Consider the following 13,781-nt stretch of genomic DNA (forward strand, 5'->3'; position numbering starts at 1 on the left):
CGGTGCCGGTCCCCCGTGCCGCGAGGGGCACGGGAGAACATCTTAGGTCGAATCGGGAGAGGTGTCGCGCGGGTTTTTCGCCGCAGAACGGCAGGAATAACCCCTATTTACCCGTCACTTCAGGTTCCCGCAGAAACGCTGGATGCGCTCGCAGGCGGCCTGCAGGGCGCTCGTCGCCGTGGCGTAGGAGATGCGGAAGTTCGGGCCGTGGCCGAAGGCCGAGCCCTGCACCACCGCGACGCCTTCCGCCTCCAGGAGCTCGGTCACGAAGTCCTGGTCGGTCTCGATGCGCTTGCCCGACGGGGCGACCTTGCCGATCGTCCCGGCGCAGGACGGGAACACGTAGAAGGCGCCCTCCGGGGTCGGGCAGTCGATCCCGCTCGCCTGGTTGAGCATCGAGACGACGAGGTCGCGGCGCTCCTTGAACACCTTGTTGTGCGCCGGGATGAAGTCCTTCGGGCCGTTGAGCGCCTCGACCGACGCCCACTGGGCGATCGAGCTCGGGTTCGAGGTCGACTGCGACTGGATGGTCGACATCGCCTGGATCAGCGGCTCGGGGCCGCCGGCGAAGCCGATGCGCCAGCCGGTCATGCAATAGGCCTTCGACACGCCGTTGACCGTCAGGGTGCGGTCGTAGAGTCCGGGCTCGACCTGGGCCGGCGTGGTGAACACGAAGTCGTCGTAGACGAGGTGCTCGTACATGTCGTCGGTCATCACCCACACGTGCGGGTGACGCATCAGCACGTCGGTGAGCGCCTTCAGCTCGGCGCGCGTGTAGGCGGCGCCGCTCGGGTTCGAGGGCGAGTTCAGCAGCAGCCACTTGGTCTTCGGGCCGATGGCGCGCTCCAGCGTCTCGGCCGTCAACTTGAAGCCGGAGGCCTGCGTGGTCGGCACCTCGACCGGGGTGCCGCCGGCGAGCAGCACCATCTCCGGATAGCTGACCCAGTAGGGCGCCGGGATGATCACCTCGTCGCCCGGGTTCAGGGTCGCGACGAAGGCGTTGTAGAGCACCTGCTTGCCGCCGGTGCCGACCGAGATCTGGGAGGGCTTGTACTTCAGCCCGTTCTCGCGCTCGAACTTCGCCGCCACGGCGGCCTTCAGCTCGGGCATGCCGTCGACATTCGTGTACTTCGTCTTGCCGTCGCGGATCGCCTTGATGGCGGCTTCCTTGATGTTGTCCGGCGTGTCGAAGTCGGGCTCGCCCGAGCCGAGACCGATCACGTCCCGGCCCGCCGCTTTCAGGGCACGCGCCTTGTCGGCCACCGCGATGGTCGCGGACGGCTTGATGCGGGCGAGCGAGTCGGCGAGGAAGGCCATTGTCGAAGCTCCTAGTTTCAGGCGCCGAGTGTCGTAGAGCGCGGGCGCCGCCGGGGCAAGGGGCGCCTGATCGGCCGGCCGAGCGCCGCGCGGCGGGGATGGTGTTTCCCGGCCGCTCCCCGAGTTCGGCTCGACCTCTCCCCGCGCGCGGGGAGAAAGGACCGAGATGCCCTCCCTGACCCCGCACACCAACCATTAGGCGCGCGGCCGTAAGCTCCCGGACCGGAGCGGGAGGCGGCGATGGGGCAGGCGGTGAAGCGCCATGCGGTTTCGGACCTGGCGGCGAGCCTGCGGCGCGGCGACTGGCTGACGCGGGAGCGGGTGCGGCTGTGGTGCGCGGCGCTGCTCGGCGTCTCGGGCCTCGCGCTGGCCGTGGTCGCCGCCACCTCGAACGGCATGACCGACTATCAGGGGCGCCCGCTCGCCACCGACTTCTCGTGCTTCTGGACGGCCGGCCGGCTGGTGCTCGACGGCCATCCGACGGCCGCCTACGACGACGCCACGCTGGCCGCCCTGCAGCGCGCCACCTTCGGGCCGCAGACGCCGTTCTACGGCTGGCTCTATCCGCCGTTCTTTCTTCTCGTCGCCGCCCTGCTCGCGACGTTGCCCTACCCGCTCGCGCTTTCGGCGTGGCTCGTCACGACGATCGCGCTCTACGTGCTGGCGATCCGGACGATCCTGCAGGCGGCCGCCGACCCCGCCACCCCGCGTGAGCGGGGCGGGCCGGACCGGCTGTGGCTCCTGGTCGCGCTCGCTTTTCCGGCCGTGCTCGTCACGGTGGGGCACGGGCAGAACGGCTTCCTCACCGCGGCGCTGTTCGGCGGAGCCCTCGCTATGCTCGACCGCCGGCCGCTCGTCGCCGGCGTGCTGCTCGGTCTCCTGGTCTACAAGCCGCAGTTCGGCCTGCTGATCCCGCTGGCGCTCCTGGCCGGGGGGCGCTGGCGCACCATCGCGGCGGCGGCCGCGACGGTCGTCGTCCTCGCCGGCGTGACCCTCGCGCTGCTCGGGCCGGAGCCGTGGCGGGCGTTTCTCGCTGTGAGCGGTGCGGTGCGCACCGAGGTGCTCGAGCAGGGCGTCGCCGGCTGGCACAAGCTGCACGGCGTGTTCGCCTGGACCCGGTTCTGGGGCGGCCCGGTCGGCCTCGCCTATGGCCTGCACGCGATCGTCGCGCTTGCCACCGCGCTCGCGGTCGCCTGGGCGTTCCGGGCGCCGGTACGGCCGGCGCTGCGCGCCGCGCTCCTCCTCGTCGGCACCCTGGTGGTGGCGCCGCACAGCCACGACTACGACCTGATGCTGCTCGGCCCGGCGCTCGCCTTCCTGATCACCGATGCGGCGCGGCACGGATTCGGGCCTTGGGAAAAAACCCTCCTGGCGCTCGTCTACGCAGTGCCGCTTTTCACCCGAGCCGTCGCCGAGCACCTGATGATTCCCCTCGGCACGATCGTGATTCTCGCACTGCTGATCACGATCCTGCGGCGGTGCACAAACACGCGAGGCATTGCTGCGATGCCTTCCGATTCTGGCATCGCACCTCTGGCGAAACTCCCCCCGCGTCCTAATTGAAGTCGCAATTCGAGCATGCAATGCTGGTTGCGACCGCTTGGTGCTCTCGCCGTCGCGGACAACCTGCGAGCCTTCTTTTGCTGCTGATTTCGGGTGGCCGAAGCCGGTGCCGGGGTTGTCGTGCGGCGATGTCGGTGACGACGTCGGTTCGCGCGACGTTGTTGCGATGCGAGCAGACGACCGGCGGTGCGGTGCGTCAGTCAGGACGGGTGAATGGGTGCGACGGGCGGGAGCCGCGGGCGGGAACGCATGTACACGCTCTACTCGATGCAGCGATCGGGGAACTGCTACAAGGTCCGCCTCGCGCTGACCCAGTTGCGCATTCCCTATCGGCTGGTCGAGATCGACGTCCTCAAGGGCGAGAATCGCACGCCCGAGTTCCGCACCAGGAATCCGAGCGGCCGGGTTCCGCTGCTGGAGGTCGCGGCCGGGCGCTGGCTGCCCGAATCGAACGCCATCCTGTGGTACATCGCCGGCGGCACGCCGCTCGCGCCGGAGGATCGCTTCGAGCGCGCCGAGGCGCTGCGCTGGATGTTCTTCGAGCAGAACAGCATGGAGCCGAGCATCGGCGCCGCCTATTTCTGGCTGACGCTGGTGCGCGGCGGCCGCGACCTGAAGATGCACGAGATCGAGGGCTGGACCGAGGCCGGATACGCGGCGCTCGGGCTGATGGAGGAGCATCTGGAGGCGAACCGCTTCTTCGCCGCCGACCGCTACACCATCGCCGACATCGCGCTCTACGCCTACACGCACATCGCCGACCAGGCCGGCTTCGATCTCGCCGGCTATCCGGCGATCCGGCGCTGGCTCGCCCGCGTCGCGCGCCAGCCGCGCCACGTGACGATGCTGGAGGACGTGCCCGGCGCCCTCGTGGCGGCCGGCTGACGATCCCCTCCCGCGACGACGACCACGATCGGCCGACGACATCCGGACGAGACATCCGGGTGCGAAGGTCGGATGAGAATGCCTTGTGAGACGTTCGGGTGAGAACTTCGGGGGGCACGATGCCGAGGCCATGGTCCGCGCACGCCGTCTACGGCACCACCGCACGCATCCTGCACTGGACCATGGCGGTCCTGATTCTGTTCCAGGCGACGATCGGCATCGTGATGACCTGGGCGCCGGAGGGCAGCACGCTCGCCAAGCTTTCCACGGCGCTGTCGTTCTACGACGTCCACAAGCTGCTCGGCGTGGCGCTGCTCGTCCTGGTGCTGGTGCGGCTGGCCAACCGGATCGGGCAGGGCGTCCCGGCCGAGGATCCGAGCATCGCGGTGTGGCAGGCCGAGACCGCCAACATCGTGCACACCTGGATGTATCTCCTGCTGATCGTCGTGCCGCTGCTCGGCTGGCTCGGCGTCTCGCTCTATCCGGCCCTCACGGCGTTCGGCATCACGCTGCCGGCCCTGATGCCGCCGGACCAGAAGATGTCCGAGCCGGTGTTCGTCGCCCACGCGGTCGCCGCCTTCGTGCTGATCGGGCTCGTCCTGATCCATGTCGGCGCCGCGCTGTTCCACGCGCTGATCCGCCAGGACGGCGTCTTCCGCCGCATGTGGCCGCGCGACGAGGAGGCGTAGCCGCCGCGCCGGTCGCTCACGGCCGGTGCAGGCAGGCGAGCCGGCGCAGCAGGGCGCGGGCTTCGGCCGGCACGGCGCTCGGTTCGGCCGCACTGCGCGTCGCGGTCGCGCACGAAATCCAGAAATAGGTCGCGGTGGGGTCGACGACGAGGCGGGTCGGGGCGAAGCCCGGCGCGACCAGCACGGACAGATAGGGCGTGGTCGAGTTCCAGGCGAGCCGCTGAAGCGCCGGCGCGATGCGCGCCGCCGAGACGAAGCGCGGATCGCCGAGTTTTGGGTCCGACGCCGCGCCGGTCGCCAGCCGCCGCACCGCGTCCGCATAGTCGCGCCAGGCGAGACCGAACTTCGTCGTCTCCACCGCGTGGATCAGCATCACCAGCAGGAACGCGCCGGCCGCGATCGCCGGGCCGATGCGGCGGGCGAGCGCCACGAGTTCGTCGGCGGGCCGGCGCAGCCAGGCGGGCAACCGGTCCTCGTCGCGAAGCGCCGGCATGACGGCGAGGACGGCCAGCACGGGCGGGCCGATCAGCAGCACGGTGCGCAGCGGATAGCGGTTCTCGGCGAGCACCGCATGATCGAGCGCGAGCCAATAGACGGCGAGCAGCAGAACGGTCGTGCCGAAGGCGCAGGCGACCGGTGCCGCGATCCCGGCTCGCCGCAGCACGGCGGCGAGGCTTGCGAAGATCGCCAGCGCCGCGACGATCAGCAGCACGGCGGGATCGAGCAGATTGTCCGGATCGACGAAGCGGAACGCCGCCGTCGTCAGCACGGCGCCGATGTAGTCGTCGGGCCGGATCGTGAGCTTCACCAGGCCCCACACGGCGAGCGCGAGCGTCAGCGCCGCCGCGGCTCTCAGGAACCGCGTCGTGCGAAGACCGCGCAGCCCGAGCGTGACGAGGATCGCGGCGGCCAGCACCAGGCCGCCCTCGTGGCTGAAGACGAGGGCAAGCAGTGCGGCCGCGATCGCGAGGGTGCCGCCGCGCGTGAGCGGCGCGCCGTGGCAGAGCGCGAGCGTCGGCCAGAACAGCGCGTGCGCCATCCACATCTCGGTCGGGCAGGGGAACACCAACGGGCAGAGAAGGGCGGTCGACAGGCAGGCGGCGACGAACAGGCGGCGCCCCGGCGTCCGGTCGACCGCAGAGGTCGCGACGAGCCCGAGAAGCGGTGCGGCGAAGAGCAGCAGCCCGTAGAGCACGATGCCGGCACGCGCGGACCCGGTCAGCGCGACCAGGGCCTCGGCCGGCCGGTGCGCGACGAGATGGATCGACAAGCGGCCCGAGATGTTGTGCCAATGGAACCCGAAGGTGTCGCGCACCGCGACCGCATAGGAGAAGAGCGCGCCGTCCCCCCAGAGCTGCAGATCCGCACCGATCCCGACCACGACGAACGCGAGCGCCCACGCGATGCCGGCGCCGACGACGAGGCGGCGCAGATTCGTCATCGGCCGATCCGTCATCGGCAGATCCGTCATCGGCAGTTCCGTCATGGCAGTCATGCGGGAGGCAGGGCGGCGGGTCACGGCGATGATCATCGGGGCGGCGCGGCGGATTTCAAGCCCTTTCGGCTCTAGCTCGGCGATGCCGACTTGGCGATCACCACGACCGGATGGGCGAGCCGTCTCGCGTCTTCAGCGCCGCAGGATGAACCCAAGCCGAGCGCGGCCGTCTCAATTTGAATCAGTTCGCCGCGCGAAAGTAACGGCTTCTCATTTGTTGGAAGACAATGATCACAGCGTCCGGGGCCGCCCGGGCGAGGCACCGTCCTTCTCAATCGAACCGATCCCTCGTCGCGATGCGCAAGTCCTTCTTCGAAAAACACTGGCACGAGCTCACCTCGGACGAGCTCGCCAATGCCCATGTGGTCTATCACCAGGCGCTGGTGCGCTTCTTCAAGGCGATGGGCGAGAACCCCTTCACGCCGGAGAATCACGCCCGGCTCGCCCGCATCTCCTCGGCGAGCGCCGCCCACTGTCGCCGCTCCGCCGCCCGCGCCCGGCGGCTGCGGATGCAGTGACGCGGCCCGGGATCGGCGCGGCGTCCGACGCCGGGCGCCTCAGCCGCCGCGACGTGGGGGTGCGCCGAGGCCGTAGATGAGCAGCAGCAGGGCGCGACGCAGCCGGTCGAGGCCGCTCTCCACGTCGACCGTGCCGTCCGACAGCCAGCGGCGCAGCTCGACCTGATAGATGCAGAAGATCGTCCAGCCGACGAACGCGGCCGTCTCGTCGATCGCGATCTCGCCGCGCTCGGCCGCGAGCCGGACGACCTCGCCGAGCAGCTCGATCAGCGCTTCGCGGGTCTTCCGGAACGAGCCGGCCTGCGCGCCGCTGTCGTAGAAGGTCATCTCGCGCAGCACGAGGCGCGACAGCTCGGGCTGCCGCTCGAAGAAGGCGTAGTGCGGCCGGAACACCGCGAGCAGATTGTCGATCAGGGCGGCGTCTGGATCGACCGCGGCGGCGGCGGCACCGGCGACCTCGTCCAGTCCCTCGTTGGCGATCAGGAACAGCAGGTCGCGCTTGTTGGCGGCGTAGATGAAGACGGTGCCGAGGCCGACCTCGGCCTGCATGGCGATCTGCCGGATCGTCGTGTCGTCGAAGCCCTGCGAGACGAACAGCTCGCGCGCCGCGTCCTTGATCCGGCGGAGCTTGTCCTCCTTGTTCTTCTCACGGCGACCGACCGGGCTGCGCGCCGTCGCGCTCGCGTCCTCCGACGCGGGCTCCCGCCGGGCCTGCTCTCGTGTGTCGCGCTCCACCATCGCTCCGGTCCACATCCGTACAAACCCTGTCGAGGCGCGCACCGTGGCGTCACGCCTTGACACGAAAGTGAACACGTTCAAAAATGAACGTGTTCAATAAAGGCACCGCTCTCCTTGTAGCGGGAGAAAATCGCGGTGTCGCCTCGGGAAGAAACGCTAGCGCCGTGGACCTCGTGCCCGCGGCCGGGAGACGACGAATGAGACGGACGCAACGACCTCGACGCGACCTCTGCGCGACGGCCGGATCCCTCCCGGCACCGAGACCACACCCCCCACGAGTAGTTCCGGGCCGGGCCTCCTGACCGGCCGGTTTCGGAGCGGCGCACGACTCGCGCCGCTTCGACGAGCCCCTGTGTCGATTTCTCTTTGTCGATCCCGAGCGCGGCGCTGCCGCAGGCGTGGGAGGCGGAGTCATGACGGCGCTCGACCCTCCCGACTCGTCCGGTTCCCCCGGACGACGCCTCGCATCCTCGGTCGGATCGGCCCCCCATCAACCGACAGCCTGCTCCGGGAGAGTCGCGCATGTCCGACGCGATCCTGACAAGACCCGCCTGCTCGAAGGTCGACGACGTGGTCGCCCGCATCGAGCGATTGCCGATCTCGCTGTGGCACGTGAAGGCCCGCGTCGTCGTCGGCGTGGCGACCTTCTTCGACGCCTTCGACGGCCTCGCCATCGCCTTCGTGCTTCCGGTGCTCGCGCCGCTGTGGAAGCTCACTGCACCGCAGATCGGCCTGATGATCTCGGTCGGCTATGTCGGCCAGCTCGTCGGCGCGCTGTTCTTCGGCTGGGTCGCGCAGCGCTACGGCCGGGTCAAGGCGATGGTGTGGTCCGTGCTGGTCCTGTCCATCATGAGCCTCGCCTGTGCCTTCGCGTGGAACTACGAGTCGCTCCTCGTGTTCCGCGCCATCCAGGGGATCGGGCTCGGCGGCGAGGTGCCCATCGCCGCCGTCTACATCAGCGAGATCGCCAAGGCCAAGGGCCGCGGCCGCTTCGTACTGCTCTACGAGCTGATCTTTCCGATCGGCCTCGTCTCGGCCGGGTTTCTCGGCAGCTGGATCGTGCCGACCTTCGGCTGGCAGTACATGTTCGTGATCGGCGCGCTGCCGGCGATCCTCGCCGTGTTCATGCAGCGCCTGCTGCCAGAATCGCCGCGCTGGCTCGCGGCGCGTGGCCGCGACCAGGAGGCCGAGGCGGCGCTCGCCCTCATCGAGCGCGAGACGGCACGGGCGACCGGCGCAGCGCTGCCGCCCGTGCAGCCCGTGGTCGTCACGCACGAGAAGCCGGCTTCGTGGGCCGATCTGTTCGGCCCGCATTATCTGCGCCGCACCCTCGTCGTGTGGACGATCTGGTTCTCGGCCTTCATCGTCACGTTCGGGCTCGTCGTGTGGGTGCCGACCATGTACCGCACGGTGTTCCACCTGCCGCTGGCGCAGTCGCTCCAATACGGGCTGATCACCCAGATCGTCGGGCTGTTCGGAACGCTCACCTGCGCGCTCACCATCGATCACGTCGGCCGACGGCCGTGGTTCGCCGTCGCCTTCGCCGGCGTCGCACTGGCGCTCGGCTCGCTGTGGCTGTTCGGCGCCGGCAGCCCGGAGCGCGTGCTGGTGCTGGTCAGCACCGCGTTCTTCTGCTCGTCGGTGCTCTCCATCGGCATCTACCTCTACACGCCCGAGCTCTATCCGACGCGCGCCCGCGCCATCGGGGTCGGCGCCGGCGGCGCCTGGCGCAACCTCGCCTCGATGATCGGTCCGACCATGGTCGGCATGATGATCGCCGGCGGGCTGGAGAACGTCTTCCTCGCCTTCGGGGCGGTGGCGGCGGTCGCCTGCGTCGTCGTCGCGCTCTTCGCCGTCGAGACCAAGGGCCGGGTGCTCGAGGACATCTCGCCCTGACGGGCGTCTCCGCTGCGGCGCCCGGCCGGCGCCGCGTGATCCGGGCCGCCCGCGCGTCACGGGCGGGCGGCCGCTCTCCCCAGAGGTTCCCTTTCGCCATGACCGCATCGAACCGCCCCTCAGGGCTGCCCCATGCCGCCGATCGTCCGCCCGTCGATTACGACCGCGCGCCGACCCACTCCGGCCTGATCGCCGAGCGCGACGTCGCCGTGCCGATGCGCGACGGCGTCAACCTCTCGGTCGACGTCTATCGCCCGGACACCGACGAGAAGCTGCCGGTGCTGCTCGCCTTCTCGATCTACAACAAGGACCTGCAAGGCCCCGATGTCGCCGCCACGCTGCCGCCGCAGCCGGCCTGGTCGTCGCTGTGGGCTGGCCTGCTCGAGGCGGGCGACACCAAGTACTTCGTCTCGCGCGGCTACGTGCACGTGATCGGCTCGCCCCGCAACGTCGGCAAGTCCGACAGCGGCGGCTCGCGCCTGTTCGACAGCTACGACCTGATCGAGTGGATCGCGCAGCAACCCTGGTGCGACGGCAATGTCGGCATGGTCGGCATCTCCGGTTTCGGCGCCGAGCAGCTCCACGTCGCGCGGCAGAAGCCGCCGCATCTGAAGGCGATCTTCCCGCTCGATCCGCGCGGCGCCTACGGGGTGCTGGGCAGCTTCCGCGAGGAGTATCCCGGCGGCGTGCTCCATCTCTTCCGCTATCTGATCATGCATTTCGCCGCGATCCACGGGAGCCGCGGCAAGCCCGGCGCGCTTCCGCCGGAGCGCGAGGCGCTGTGGAAGGAGGCGATGGGCAATCCGGATTACCGGATGTATCCGCACCTCCTCAACGTGCTGACCCAGAAGGGTCAGCACATGCCGCCTTACTTCGACCTGCTGATCAACCCCTACGACAGCGAGGAGGCGGTGCGCGAGGCGGAGGCGAAGCTCGCCGACATCACGGTGCCGACTTATACGGGCTCGGGCTGGTACGCCTACACGTACAAGACCCATCTGCAGGGCGCCCAAAGCTACTTCGAAAAGATCGCCGCGCCCAAGAAGCTGATGTTCGCCGGACCCGCCCATCTCGAGCGCCCGTTCCACACGCTGCACGGCGAGATTCTCCGCTGGCACGACCACTGGCTCAAGGGGCTCGACACCGGCATCATGGACGAGCCGCCGGTGCGCTACTGGGTGATGGGCGCCGAGGAGTGGCGGGAGGGCGCCGGCTGGCCGCTGCCCGAGACGCAGTGGACCAAGCTCTATCTGGACTCCTGGGAGCGGCTGCGCCCCGATCCCTTCGTCTCGTCGAGCGTCGACGACGAGCGGCCGCCGGACGCCTTCGTGCAGATGCCGCCGACCCAGACCAACACGGTCGCGCGCTTGCGCTATCTCACCGACCCGCTGCCCGCCGATCTGCTGGTCGCCGGCCCGATGGTGCTGAATCTGTTCGCGGCGATCGACCAGGACGACACCAATTGGTTCGTCACCGTCAAGGATGTCGGGCCGGACGTGTCGGTGCGATCGGTGCGCGAGGGCGAGCGCGAGATCCCGGCCGGCTTGCCGGAGCGCGAGGTGACGCGCGGCTGGCTCAAGGCCTCGCATCGGGCGCTCGATCCGGAGCGCTCGACGCCATGGCGGCCGTGGCACCCGCTCACGCGCGCGGCGCAGCAGACGGTCGTGCCGGGCGAGGTCACCGAATACGCGATCGAGATCCTCGCCACCGCCAACCTGTTCCGGCGCGGCCACCGCATCTGCGTCGAGATCGCCAGCGCCGACATGCCGACCGGCGTCGGCGGCGCCACCAATGCCGAGTACGTGCCGAACCACATCGTCTCCAGCCGCACCACGCTGCACATGATCTATCACGACGCCGCGCGGCCCTCGCATCTGCTGCTGCCCGTGATCCCGCAGGCGTGACCGTCACCCGATCGGAATCGAAGTTGCTCGAAAGGAAACACCCTCATGAGTGAGCAGGCAGCCCGCGCCACCGTCGCGCCGGGACCGGACATCCGGCGCTTCCGCGTCGTCGTGACGGGGCACGACGCGAACGGAAACTCGGTCGTCACGAGCGACGTCGCGTCGCCGCACGTGATGCCGATCATGGATCAGCCGAATTTCGCGGTGACGGATTTCTGGAAGACGTTCTCGACCCCGGCCGACAACGGCCCGGCGACGCAGTCCGATCCGTGCGGCCTGCCGATCCAGGTGGCGCCGCCGGCCGGCGGCAGCGTGTTCCGCGTCGTGCAGTTTCCGCCCGACGCGGACTGGGCCGCCAAGGCGGCCGCCATGGGCGGCGCCGTGGCGATCGACGAGACGGCGAAATCCGCCAGCAAGGGCGGCGAGGTTCGCCATGCCCACATGCACCGCACCCGCTCGATCGACTACGCGATCGTGCTGTCGGGCGAGATCTGGGCCGTGATGGATGTCGGCGAGACGAAGCTCGTCGCCGGCGACATGCTGGTCCAGCGCGGCACCAACCACGCCTGGGCCAACCGCTCGGGCGAGCCTTGCATCGTCGCCTTCGTGCTGATCGACGCCCGGCCGCTGGACTGACGGTCGGCCCCAGCGATCGCCTGTCCCCCGGGCGTAGGCCGCACCGGCGGCGCGGCTGCACAGCCGCGCCGCCGGTCGCGGGCCGGTCTCAGAACCGGGCCTTGATGCCGCCGTAGACGGCGCGGCCGTCGGCGGGCAGGAAGGCGGCCTGGTCGGCGCGGGTGGCGCGGCCGATCGTCAGCGTGGAGGCGGCGTAGTTGGTGTCGAACACGTTCCGCACCTCGGCGTAGCCGCTCCACCGCGCGTCGTACTTGTAGTGGGCGCGCATGTTCACGGTCGCGAACGCCTCCGAGAACAGCGTGTTGGCGTTGTCGACCGGCACGTCGTCCGGCACCCACTGGACCTCGCCCTCGACCCACAGCTGCGGATTGATGGTGTAGCGTAGCGCCCCGAGGAAGACGTGACGCGGCGCGCCGGCGATGCGGTTGTCGCCGTAGAGCGGATCGTTCCAGAAGCGGAAGTCCTGGAACGTGTAGGTGACGCGCCCGGTGAGCGCGTCGGTGAGCCGCACACTGCCGCCGAGCTCGACGCCGAAATGCCGGGTCTTGTCGGCGTTCACGGTGGAGAGCGCGCCGGAGATGTTGGTGGTGCGGATCAGCTCGTCCTCGATCCACGAGTAGTAGGTCACCACGTCCCAGGCGAAGCGATCCCACGTGCCGCGCGTGCCGGTCTCGACAGTGATCGAGCTCTGCCCCTTCAGGTCCGGCGTCGCGAAGCCGGTCGGGCTGGTGTTCGGCGTGCCGCCGGTCGCCTCCAGCAGGTCGTCGAAGGTCGGCGCCTCGTAGGTGCGGCTCACCGCGGCGAACACCACGTTGCCGGGCGCGAGATTGTAGAGGAACGCCAGGCTCGGATTGAAGGCGTCGTAGGAGCGCGAGAAGCTGTTGCTGGTGGCGGCGACCGAGCCGGTGGCACCCGAGACGGCGTTGATGGTCGGCCGTCGCGCCGCACCGAACGTGTCGGTGTTGTCGCGCGTCGCCATCATGTAGGAGAGCGCCGGCGAGATCGTGAAGGCGCCGACCGGCACGTTGAAGCCGGACCACACCGACAGCGTCTGCGCCTCGAGCTCGTTCGCCCCGAACGTCGTCGTCTTGGCGCCGCGATAGTTGTTCGCGTAGGTGCGATCGGCGCTGCCGACCACGTACATGGCGGTCGTCTCGAACAGCGGCAGCGCCGCGGTCTTGTCGGGCCGGTAGGCGTAGCGCGCCGAGGTGGTGAAGTCGCCGCCGTCGGTGATGCGGTAGCCGGTGCCTACGGGGAAGCGGAACGTGTCGTCCGTGTAGGTGTAGCCGAGCGCGAGATCGAACACGTGCTCGCCGTAGGTCGCGGTGGTGCGCGAGCCGATGCGAGCCTGCTCGGTGTCGCGCAGCGGCTTGTCGCGCAGCGCGTTCGGGCCCGGCTCGGTGGCGACGCCGTTCACGACGATCGGGCCTGGCGCCGCCTGGGTCGGGTCGGCCTTCATCCGGTTCCACGACAGCGGGCCGGCGATCTCGAAGCCGAGATCCGTGTAGCCGACGAACACGCGGGTCGCGATGTTCTCGTTGATCTTGGCGCCCGCATTGGCGCTGAAGATGGTGCGGTCCGAGCCGTTCCAGGTGCGATAGCCGTCGCGCTGGTCGTAGGAGTACTGGACGAAGGCGTCGTAGTCGCCCTTGCGGTCGCCGCCCTGCACCTGGGTGCGGACATAGCCGTAGCTGCCGCCCTCGACGCTCAGCTGGGCGCCGGGCGAGCCCGAGCCGGTAGGCGACACGAAGTTGATGGCGCCGCCCAGCACGGTGGCGCCGAGCCGGTTCGCCGTGTAGCCGCGATAGACCTCGAAGAAGTCGGCCATGCGCGGGTCGATCAGGCCGACGATGTAGGAGCCGTCGGCGCGGTTCAGCGGCAGGCCGTCCTGCAGGATCAGCAGGCCGCGCTCGGTCGGGTTGGTCTGCTGGCCGGAGCCGCGGATGTGGATCTTCGGCTGGTCGTTGCCGCCGAGGAAGCTGTTGGCGATGACGCCCGGCACGATGTTGAGCGAGTCGGCGATCGACACGTCGGCGCGGCCGGCGAGCTCCTTCTGGTCGACCACGGCGGTGCCGCCCGGGGTCGCCGCCAGCCGGCGGCGCGCCTCGGCCTCGGTGGTGGTCGCCGGCGCGCCCGGCTG

11 protein-coding genes are annotated in these 13,781 nt (G+C 69.8%); 7 read left to right on the forward strand and 4 right to left on the reverse strand.

All coding sequences use genetic code 11. The features are described 5' to 3' along the window. Nucleotides 1–114: 114 nt before the first annotated feature. Nucleotides 115–1,317, reverse strand: coding sequence for a pyridoxal phosphate-dependent aminotransferase (locus tag ABTU92_RS23350; protein ID WP_408094018.1), 1,203 nt, complete (start codon nucleotides 1,315–1,317; stop codon nucleotides 115–117). 240 nt (nucleotides 1,318–1,557) lie between these two features. Here ABTU92_RS23350 and ABTU92_RS23355 point away from each other — a divergent pair, with 240 nt between their 5' ends. The 3 genes from ABTU92_RS23355 (at nucleotide 1,558) to ABTU92_RS23365 (ending at nucleotide 4,454) form a co-directional block, all read left to right on the forward strand. Continuing rightward, the gene (locus ABTU92_RS23355) at nucleotides 1,558–2,880 is read left to right on the forward strand and encodes a glycosyltransferase family 87 protein (protein WP_408094019.1); all 1,323 of its coding nucleotides are present in this window, start codon (nucleotides 1,558–1,560) and stop codon (nucleotides 2,878–2,880) included. A 249-nt stretch (nucleotides 2,881–3,129) separates the two neighbouring features. Further along, entirely contained in the window at nucleotides 3,130–3,765 is a 636-nt protein-coding gene (locus ABTU92_RS23360; protein ID WP_408094028.1) for a glutathione S-transferase family protein, read from the forward strand. A gap of 119 nt (nucleotides 3,766–3,884) precedes the next feature. Next, nucleotides 3,885–4,454, forward strand: a complete 570-nt coding sequence (locus ABTU92_RS23365) for a cytochrome b (RefSeq protein ID WP_408094020.1) — start codon at nucleotides 3,885–3,887, stop codon at nucleotides 4,452–4,454. A 16-nt stretch (nucleotides 4,455–4,470) separates the two neighbouring features. Here the strand turns inward: ABTU92_RS23365 and ABTU92_RS23370 are convergent, their stop codons facing one another. Continuing rightward, the gene (locus ABTU92_RS23370; protein WP_408094021.1) at nucleotides 4,471–5,895 is read right to left on the reverse strand and encodes a hypothetical protein; all 1,425 of its coding nucleotides are present in this window, start codon (nucleotides 5,893–5,895) and stop codon (nucleotides 4,471–4,473) included. Between the two features lie 350 nt (nucleotides 5,896–6,245). Between ABTU92_RS23370 and ABTU92_RS23375 the strand changes: the two genes are divergently transcribed. Continuing rightward, on the forward strand, nucleotides 6,246–6,467 hold the full coding sequence (locus ABTU92_RS23375; protein ID WP_408094022.1) for a hypothetical protein: 222 nt from the start codon (nucleotides 6,246–6,248) through the stop codon (nucleotides 6,465–6,467). A gap of 39 nt (nucleotides 6,468–6,506) precedes the next feature. Here ABTU92_RS23375 and ABTU92_RS23380 read toward each other — a convergent pair whose 3' ends face one another. Continuing rightward, entirely contained in the window at nucleotides 6,507–7,205 is a 699-nt protein-coding gene (locus ABTU92_RS23380; RefSeq protein WP_408094023.1) for a TetR/AcrR family transcriptional regulator, read from the reverse strand. Between the two features lie 522 nt (nucleotides 7,206–7,727). Between ABTU92_RS23380 and ABTU92_RS23385 the strand changes: the two genes are divergently transcribed. The 3 genes from ABTU92_RS23385 (at nucleotide 7,728) to ABTU92_RS23395 (ending at nucleotide 11,641) form a co-directional block, all read left to right on the forward strand. Then, entirely contained in the window at nucleotides 7,728–9,101 is a 1,374-nt protein-coding gene (locus ABTU92_RS23385) for an MFS transporter (protein ID WP_408094024.1), read from the forward strand. Nucleotides 9,102–9,199: 98 nt separating this feature from the next. Beyond that, nucleotides 9,200–11,005 carry a CocE/NonD family hydrolase gene (locus tag ABTU92_RS23390; RefSeq protein ID WP_408094025.1) on the forward strand — a complete coding sequence of 602 codons (1,806 nt, stop codon included), beginning with the start codon at nucleotides 9,200–9,202 and terminating at the stop codon, nucleotides 11,003–11,005. 45 nt (nucleotides 11,006–11,050) lie between these two features. Next, nucleotides 11,051–11,641: a cupin domain-containing protein gene (locus ABTU92_RS23395; RefSeq protein WP_408094026.1), complete on the forward strand. Its 591-nt coding sequence runs from the start codon at nucleotides 11,051–11,053 to the stop codon at nucleotides 11,639–11,641. A gap of 88 nt (nucleotides 11,642–11,729) precedes the next feature. On the opposite strand, the gene ABTU92_RS23400 is transcribed toward ABTU92_RS23395, so the two are convergent. Next, nucleotides 11,730–13,781: TonB-dependent receptor family protein (locus ABTU92_RS23400; protein WP_408094027.1), on the reverse strand; the 2,052-nt coding region annotated here is incomplete at its 5' end.

Source organism: Rhodoplanes sp. SY1 (genome assembly GCF_046000175.1).
Taxonomy (GTDB): Bacteria; Pseudomonadota; Alphaproteobacteria; order Rhizobiales; family Xanthobacteraceae; genus Rhodoplanes.

Coding starts and splice junctions, on each gene's coding strand:
- ABTU92_RS23375 (WP_408094022.1), top strand. CDS start 6,246: ATGCGCAAGTCCTTCTTCGAAAAACACTGGCACGAGCTCACCTCGGAC.
- ABTU92_RS23370 (WP_408094021.1), bottom strand. CDS start 5,895: ATGACGAATCTGCGCCGCCTCGTCGTCGGCGCCGGCATCGCGTGGGCG.
- ABTU92_RS23380 (WP_408094023.1), bottom strand. CDS start 7,205: ATGGTGGAGCGCGACACACGAGAGCAGGCCCGGCGGGAGCCCGCGTCG.
- ABTU92_RS23385 (WP_408094024.1), top strand. CDS start 7,728: ATGTCCGACGCGATCCTGACAAGACCCGCCTGCTCGAAGGTCGACGAC.
- ABTU92_RS23350 (WP_408094018.1), bottom strand. CDS start 1,317: ATGGCCTTCCTCGCCGACTCGCTCGCCCGCATCAAGCCGTCCGCGACC.
- ABTU92_RS23390 (WP_408094025.1), top strand. CDS start 9,200: ATGACCGCATCGAACCGCCCCTCAGGGCTGCCCCATGCCGCCGATCGT.
- ABTU92_RS23360 (WP_408094028.1), top strand. CDS start 3,130: ATGTACACGCTCTACTCGATGCAGCGATCGGGGAACTGCTACAAGGTC.
- ABTU92_RS23365 (WP_408094020.1), top strand. CDS start 3,885: ATGCCGAGGCCATGGTCCGCGCACGCCGTCTACGGCACCACCGCACGC.
- ABTU92_RS23395 (WP_408094026.1), top strand. CDS start 11,051: ATGAGTGAGCAGGCAGCCCGCGCCACCGTCGCGCCGGGACCGGACATC.
- ABTU92_RS23355 (WP_408094019.1), top strand. CDS start 1,558: ATGGGGCAGGCGGTGAAGCGCCATGCGGTTTCGGACCTGGCGGCGAGC.